The sequence below is a fragment of the Brachyspira pilosicoli genome (genome assembly GCF_008016535.1).
In the GTDB taxonomy this organism is placed as follows: domain Bacteria; phylum Spirochaetota; class Brachyspiria; order Brachyspirales; family Brachyspiraceae; genus Brachyspira; species Brachyspira pilosicoli_A.
The window spans coordinates 35635-42486 of record NZ_SAXY01000020.1; the positions used below are offsets into that span (position 1 = coordinate 35635).

Annotated in this window: 8 protein-coding genes; 5 read left to right on the forward strand and 3 right to left on the reverse strand. The window is 25.8% G+C overall.

Annotation, left to right across the window (positions count from 1 at the left end):
• Positions 1–134 precede the first annotated feature (134 nt).
• Complete coding sequence (locus EPJ72_RS03150; protein WP_147730799.1) at positions 135–1070, reverse strand: DDE-type integrase/transposase/recombinase; 936 nt, start codon at positions 1068–1070, stop codon at positions 135–137.
• Between the two features lie 383 nt (positions 1071–1453).
• Between EPJ72_RS03150 and EPJ72_RS03155 the strand changes: the two genes are divergently transcribed.
• The 5 genes from EPJ72_RS03155 (at position 1454) to EPJ72_RS03175 (ending at position 5082) form a co-directional block, all read left to right on the forward strand.
• The gene (locus EPJ72_RS03155) at positions 1454–1744 is read left to right on the forward strand and encodes a Bor/Iss family lipoprotein (protein WP_147730800.1); all 291 of its coding nucleotides are present in this window, start codon (positions 1454–1456) and stop codon (positions 1742–1744) included.
• Between the two features lie 69 nt (positions 1745–1813).
• Complete coding sequence (locus tag EPJ72_RS03160; RefSeq protein ID WP_147730801.1) at positions 1814–2434, forward strand: hypothetical protein; 621 nt, start codon at positions 1814–1816, stop codon at positions 2432–2434.
• A 14-nt stretch (positions 2435–2448) separates the two neighbouring features.
• On the forward strand, positions 2449–3462 hold the full coding sequence (locus EPJ72_RS03165; protein WP_147730802.1) for a hypothetical protein: 1014 nt from the start codon (positions 2449–2451) through the stop codon (positions 3460–3462).
• A gap of 54 nt (positions 3463–3516) precedes the next feature.
• Positions 3517–4623, forward strand: a complete 1107-nt coding sequence (locus tag EPJ72_RS03170) for a hypothetical protein (protein ID WP_147730803.1) — start codon at positions 3517–3519, stop codon at positions 4621–4623.
• 51 nt (positions 4624–4674) lie between these two features.
• On the forward strand, positions 4675–5082 hold the full coding sequence (locus EPJ72_RS03175; RefSeq protein ID WP_147730804.1) for a PepSY-like domain-containing protein: 408 nt from the start codon (positions 4675–4677) through the stop codon (positions 5080–5082).
• 2 nt (positions 5083–5084) lie between these two features.
• Here the strand turns inward: EPJ72_RS03175 and EPJ72_RS03180 are convergent, their stop codons facing one another.
• Both EPJ72_RS03180 and EPJ72_RS03185 read right to left on the reverse strand, forming a co-directional pair.
• Positions 5085–6197 (reverse strand): MGDG synthase family glycosyltransferase, encoded by a 1113-nt coding sequence (locus tag EPJ72_RS03180; protein ID WP_147730805.1) that lies wholly within the window; start codon positions 6195–6197, stop codon positions 5085–5087.
• Positions 6198–6283: 86 nt separating this feature from the next.
• Positions 6284–6718, reverse strand: coding sequence for a PepSY-like domain-containing protein (locus tag EPJ72_RS03185; protein WP_147730806.1), 435 nt, complete (start codon positions 6716–6718; stop codon positions 6284–6286).
• Positions 6719–6852 lie beyond the last annotated feature (134 nt).

Genomic DNA, 6852 nt, shown 5'->3' on the forward strand with positions numbered 1-6852 from the left:
TATTCTCCTTTATTATTAAAATATGTGATTTTTGGGTTAATATTCTTATATATCAACCTATACATTTTACTACAAAATACATAAAAGTCAAATTAAATATTATTATTTATATACAATAGACTTGTTTCAAAATGTCATGGAGCCATAGATATTGTACTTTTACTTGCTATAATATTTTTGATTCTTTCTTTGATTGTAATATACAATAACGAAGAAATCAATCTTTGATTGTTATAAAAATGTGTATATTCTTTTAATTTTTCTCTCAATAATTCTACTGTGATATTTTTATTTAATCGTGAATAAAACTCTCTTTCGTCTATGCCGTGTACTCTTTCTACTACGCCGTTATATCTTGGTGTTGCTATAGGAATATATCTCCTCTCTAATTTATTTTTTAAGCAGTATTCATCAAAAATATTGATTTTAGAGGTATTGATACAGCGGTATGTATATTCTATACCATTATCGGTCTGTATAGATTGTATCTTAAAAGGTGAAGTTTTTAAGACATATTTTAAGAAAGATAAAGCACTATAAGGTGTTTTATCCTCATAGATTTGCCTCCAACTATAACGAGTAGCTAAATCTACAGCAGTGAATTGATAAACTCTTTTTCTGCCTAATTTGATATATTTAGTATCTATTTGAACTATTTTGCCCTCTTTTTGTATTTTAGAGACAAATTTTCGTTTATCATATCGCTTCTTTTTCTTTTTTATTTTGTATCTCCAAAGATTATTTCTTTTTAGTACATTCTCTATAGCTGTAACCCCTATCTTAATGCCTTTACGATTTAAATATGCTTTAATATAATGTTTTCCCCTATACTCTTCAGTATAGAGTTCAATAATTAAATTAATAGCTTTTTGATTATTAAAGATATTTGGAGAAGTTTTTGGTCTGGTGCTAAAATTAGCGACAGTTCCAGTGTCTTTATATTTCTTAAGCCAAGCATAAAAAGTAGATTTAGGTATTTCTTCTATCTTTAGAAATCTTTTAATATTTTTAGTTTCTAATGCTTCATCCACTATAAATAATTTAAATTCTGTGCTATAATCTTTTTTCATAGTAGCATCCTTTTATTTGTTTTCTATATCAAAATATTATAACAAGGATACTGCTTTTTTTATACTAAAAAATGTCCAATATCTCATACTCCTAAACATCTTTAATAATAAATTTAATTGACATAAAAATTAATTTATGTTAAATTAGTGTTATATGAAATACATTAAATTGATGCAAATTATAGACAGTCTACAGTCTACAGTCTACAGTCTACAGTCTTAACGAAAATTTATACTTTATTTTTATGCCTTTTCTTTCGGCATTGCATAAATTCTTTATTTTGATGATGAAATATTATATCTCTAAATATGATATTTTATTATATAAAATCAATTATATTATGAGCAGTGATTTCGCCATAATTAAAAAAAGGAGATAAAAAATGAAAAAGTTTATTATTCTAATGTTTGTTGTGGCATTATTTGCAACTTCTTGTATATCACAACATAGGCATATAGTTGGTAATGGGCCTCAAACTGGTATTAAGGTGGAAAGAAAACAATGGTATGCTTTATGGGGATTGGTTCCTGTTGGATTTGTAGATACTAAAGAATTAGCAGGTAATGCAAAAGATTATGAGATATATACTAGACAAAATGCTGGGGACTTTTTCTTGAATATTTTAACAGGTATTGTTACTTTCCAAAGCAGAACAGTAACTGTTACTAAATAAAATTTAATTATTTATGGACTATTATAAAAGTTTTATGATAGTCCTAATTATTAATTTAGGTAAGTATTGATGAAAAGAAACATTTTTTATTTATTATTAATCTTCTTCTTATTATTAAGCTGCAATAAAAAAGAGAATATAAATAAAGCTTATAATAATGATACAACAAATTATGCAGATTTATTTTTTAACAAAGAAATTAATTTTAAGAAATTAGAGTTTGGAAGTGATATTTCTACTAATGAAAGATATTTTGTTACAAATGCTTCTGTAAGTTTTATTCCCCCAATAAATTCTATTAAATTAGCAGATGAAGAGAGAGATAATATAATTTCTAAAACAGGTTATGGGAAAGGTTATTTTGATATTGATAGCATGTTTATAGATGAGAAGATAAAAATAACATGTTTAGCAGGATATACTAAAAAGGATGGAGATAATCTTAATTCTTTAATTAGTTTTATAAGAAAGATGAATAATGGAAATAATTTTACAGAAGAATATTATACTATTAATGGAATAAAAAATATTCAGTTTAAAATTAATATAGACAATGCTACTAGCATACTTTATACAATTTTTGAAGCCAATAATGGCTATTATTTTATATTGAATTACACATTTCCTATTTCCTATTTGGAAGATTCTTTAATTAGAATAGCTAATTCTCTAAATAGTGTAAAATTTTAATGGTTATATATTTTATGAGATTAAAATTCTTTTTTTTAATATTTTTATTTCTTTCATTATCTTTGTACTCACAAAATAATGAAGTTATGGATTCTCATACAAAGGAAGTAAAATCTAAATGGACATTTAATCCTTTTAGAGTTTATGATACTGATAAATATTTATATGGTTGGTTAGACCCTTATGTTTATAATAGTAAATATTGGATAGGGGATATATTCAATATAGAGGAGATGTATAGCAATCCTAATTACAATTTTAACAATATGGCTTTTTTTCATCAGCCTACTTTAGCTTCCGAGATTTATCCTATAGCTTTTAATTACAAAGATAAACATAGATTTAGAATAGGTGTTGGTTATCTTACTCAGTTTTTTTTATCTATTTATAAACCTAATAGCAGTGTTTTTTATGGAGAGAGTTTATTTTATGGCACTTATATGCAAGTAGAGTTATATTTTGATTATATATATAATGATACATTAAGATTTAGATTTACTCCTATTCGTCATATATGCACTCATATAGGAGGGGACATACTTGGTGATGATAAACTTTATGATAGAAATACGGAAGAGTTTAGAGATTCCAGCATGGAGCTTATGCATTTTTCTCTTTATTACAAATATGGATATTTTAGTTTTTATGGAGGATTTTCTTTTGCCATGACAGGTTTTAATGAATCTAATTTTATAAATCTATTTAGTTTACATTATGGTACAGATTTTAGATATCCATTATGGGGGGAGATAAGTTTAATAACAGGTATTTATTTAGGGCTTAATTATGATAGAATAAATACAGTTGAAAGGACAGCAAATCCTGATGGTTATAAGATTATAAATAGTTATAATAAATTATATCCGTCTATAGCTTTAGGGATTGGAGTAGAGATTTACAGATTTACTATAGGATTAAAATATGAGTATATGCGTTCTAGACAACTATACGCCTATAGAAGCATGGAAAATAAATTAGGTGTTGAGGTTACATTGTTTTTTTTAAGATGTCTTAATATCTTAAATTGACAATAAAATTTTTATATATATAATATCACAATATTTTATTATTGGATTCTATTTATGAAAAAAATATTTACTTTTTCTTGTCTTGTTTTAATAATAACTTCTTCAATTGTAAACGCACAAACAGCATACACCAATGCAATAATGCCGCCGCTTCCAAATGCCTTTGACATGTTTATAGGAAGAGAAGGAAACAATGAACTTCCTCAATATATAAAACCAGACTATTTTAGAGATGATTATAAAAGAACTTTACCAAATCCTAACGATACAAATTTAAGTTTCTTTGAGAAATACCCATTAGAATTTCATTTAGTTTCAACTTTCTCTTATGCAATACTTACAAATACTTTTAATATGAGAGATACATTTGCTACTATTGGTCAAACTTTTCATAATGATTATATACAATTTACAGGTTTTATCACGGCTTACGGATATTTTGATACCCATAGCCCAGAAATAAATTATCCATATATAAGAGGAAATGGAGGGATATATGATGGAGGTGTACAGGCTGTATTTGTAGATAGAATATTAGTTTCTGCAAGAGGAAAAGCTACCTTTGATATTAATACAACAACATTTATGCTTATGCCGCATTATTATGATACCACACAAAACCCTGCGTATATAGACACTCCTGATTATTATATACCTCAAGTATTAAATGGTCCCGGTATAAGAGTTGGTTTTATAGGCAATCATTATGAGATAGCATATTCTCAAGGCGATTTTAGACATAGCATACCAAAAGCATTTTTACTTAGATTTAATATACCAAATATAGAGTTCAGATTCCTTTATGAGCATGAAAACAGAATAGAGCCTCAAAATTATCATATAAACTTATTTGAATCATTGGTTCAGGCTTCTGCTACTTTTAGATTCCCTCTTATGAATGAAACTATTTGGCTTAATGCTATTGCTGAATATACTTGGAGTGAAAATGATGCTCATTATATAAGATTAGAACAAGGGTTCGAATGGTATATGCTTAATATTGCTCTAAGAGAAATGGTGCATATAAAAGATAGAGAGGCTAAGATATATTTAGAATATGCTCTATTTGGTAAGTTCAAGGCTGGTCCTGCAGAGTTTAATGTTGGTTTTCAGGGTGCTACAGACGGAAGATATTATATTGCTGGAAATGTAAAACTATAGCAAATATTTTCTTTACAGTATATAATGTTTTAAAATAAAGGAGGACAAACAATGAAAAAAATAATATATATAATTACTATATTATCTATCACTGCAATATATGCATATTCAAGATCAGCTGCAATAAGTGAGGTTCCTAAAAATGCTATAGCATTTGCTGATAAATATTTTCCAGATAACTATTTATATAGAGCTTCTGAAATGTCTGATACATATATTTTAATATTTAAAGGCGGATTAAAAATATATGTAAACAGCAAAGGAGAATGGAATACTATAAGCGGAGGCGGAGATGAAATATCTATAGAATATGTTGAAGATAATGTAAAAAATGCCATAAAAAAAGAATACCCAAATGAAAAAGTTATATATATACAAAAAAGAAGTAAAGATTACAAAATTGAATTTAAAAATAGAAAAAAAATCTATATAGACTTTGATGGTAATATTAAAAAATAATATTAAATATTATCTGCTAAATATTTAACAATATTATCTCTTACATCTCTGCCGTAATAATCAAATTGTGCTTCTCGCATTTTTACAAGTTTTTCTCTATTATTAGAGATAAGTAAATCTATCTTATTAAATATATCATCTGTAGATTTTGAATCTAAACCTAAACCATTTTGCTGTATATAAATTGGGTTCTCCTCTTCCTGACCGGGCAAAGCTCCCATAGATACTATTGGAATAATACAATTAACGGCTTCTATTATAGCTGTAGGACCTGACCTTGTTATCAATATATCATTATTATGAAAAAGTTTTGCTATCTCTTGTGTGTAGCCTATTATCTGTGGACTATAACTTCTTGAAGAATAAAACTTATTTAACTTATCATATGTACGCTTATTTCTTCCGCATACTATTGTAACTTCGCAATTATATCTGCTGTAAAGATTTTTTATTATATATAAAAGTCTTTTAGTTTTTTCAGAATTATTAAGTATTAATATTTTTAATTTTCCGTTAATATTTGTATTTTTAATAAGCTCTTCTTTACTTGAAAAAGGTGCAGTAAAACCATCTCTTACAGGAAGTCCAAATGTTATAACTTTTTCTCTATCTATTCCATTTTTTACCATATACTCTGTAGCTTCTTTTGATGGGCTTATTATCTTATCTGCTCTGTTATCAAACCAAATCTTTGTGATTGTAATTAAATCTGTAATAAGTATGAAAAACTTTACATCTAACTTTTTCTTCTCTATTATATTTAATAAACTTCCGCTAAAAAGAGGATGAACATTTAAAATTAAATCTGGCTGATACTCTTTATAAATCTTTAAAAAACTTCTCTTAATTGTTATAGAATTATTTTTATTAATAAAATCTTTATTTTTAAATGAAAACTTAAAAATATTTTCCCAAAGTTTAGGAAAATATTTCACACACTGATTATAAAGTCTTTCAGCTACTGACAAATCAGGTCCTCCCAAAGTAAAACCATTTATCACTTTTATTTCAACACTATCTTTATATAATCTCTCAAACCCCTGAATAAGTGCAGTATGTACACTTTTATGACCATGACCAGTATATTCTGAAGATATTATAAGTATTTTTTTCATTTTGTTGCCTTTTTATTAACTATTAAGATATCATTAATAATATTATAATAAAACAAAATCTTTTGTCAATCTAATCATTAATTGTTTTAAATTATATTTCCTTCTTTATCAAAAGAAACTATTTTTTCATCATCAACTTTAAATTGATAGCCTTTAGATTTCTTATATATTGAGTTTATTTTATTATATTTTGATTTAAGAGTATTTATAATATTTGAAGGAATAAACTTATTTGCCCTTTCAAATGATATTATATTTCTATTGCCTATAATATTAATCCATTCGCCTTTATAATTAAAATGAATGGAACTTCCGCCTTTAAACACTACAATATAAGTATTGCCGCTCATTAAAGTATTATGAATAGTATAATCATTAAAATTATTTTCTATAAATTCTTTTGATAAATCTGGTATACTTTCATAAGGTATTTGATTAAAATGTCCGCTGTCATCATCAAAAAATATATAGCCTGAGCTAAAAAAACTTAACAATACTAAAAACAAATAAAACTTTTTCATTATTAATTGTCATGGAGCCATAGATATTGTACTTTTACTTGCTATAATATTTTTGATTCTTTCTTTGATTGTAATATAACCTAACGAAGAAATCAATCTTTGATTGTTATAAAAATGTGTATATTCTTTTAATT